Raw genomic sequence first — 886 nt, 5'->3', positions numbered from 1 at the left:
GAGCTGCAGGATCGTCAAAAAACGGCGCTGTTGGGGTTTGATGTCGTATTTGCCGAAGCCGACGAAAGCTCGGGTCTAAAGCGGCTCAAGCAGCTTGCACAGGCGGAGCTGAAAGATCAACCGGGTTTCTCGGAAAAACTCAGCCAGCTGCAGACCAGCCTGGATTACGACGCGATTTTCGCGAAAGCGATCGAAAAACGCCCCGTCGTGATGGGGTATTACTTCACCAGCGACAGGGATGGCCGGGTCAATGGCGTTTTGCCGCCACCGGTTATGGGCAGCGATGCGCTTGGTGGCCGTCCTATCAAATTCACCAGCTGGAACGGATACGGGGCCAACATTGAGTTGTTGGCCAAAGCGGCCCCTTTGGGAGGTTTCTTCAACTCCATTACCGAGGGCGACGGTGTGGTGCGCTCTATTCCCTTGCTGGCGGAGTTCAAGGGGCAGTACTACGAGTCATTGGCGCTCGCCATGTTTCGCATGCTTGCGGGTTTGCCCAAGGTCGAGCCTGGTTTTCCGCAGGAAAAATTCCTGACCCGGAACTATCAAGGGCTGGAAAGCATTCTGCTTAAGCAAGGCAACAAAACCCTGGCGATTCCGGTCGATGATCGCGTAGCCACTTTGGTGCCCTTCAGGGGTAATGGTGGTGCGAACGGCGGCTCGTTTCGGTATATCTCCGCAGCGGATGTCCTGGCCAAACGCCTTGCGCCTGGCACGCTCAAGGATAAGATCATCCTGGTCGGCACCACAGCGCCCGGCCTGCTCGATTTGAGAGTGACTCCGGTAGGGGAAACCTATCCGGGGGTGGAAACGCATGCCAATGTCATCTCCGGTTTCCTTGACGGGAAGGTATTCGTCAAGCCGGACTACGCCATCGGATTTGAGG

General features: G+C 56.8%; 1 protein-coding gene. It reads left to right on the top strand.

The features are described 5' to 3' along the window. The coding region (locus tag AC1D1X_RS24560; RefSeq protein ID WP_477699521.1) for a CHASE2 domain-containing protein at positions 1 to 886 on the top strand (886 nt) is incomplete at both ends.

The sequence above is a fragment of the Polaromonas sp. P1_G4 genome (assembly GCF_056405475.1).
This window is presented reverse-complemented; position numbering and strand designations above follow the sequence as displayed.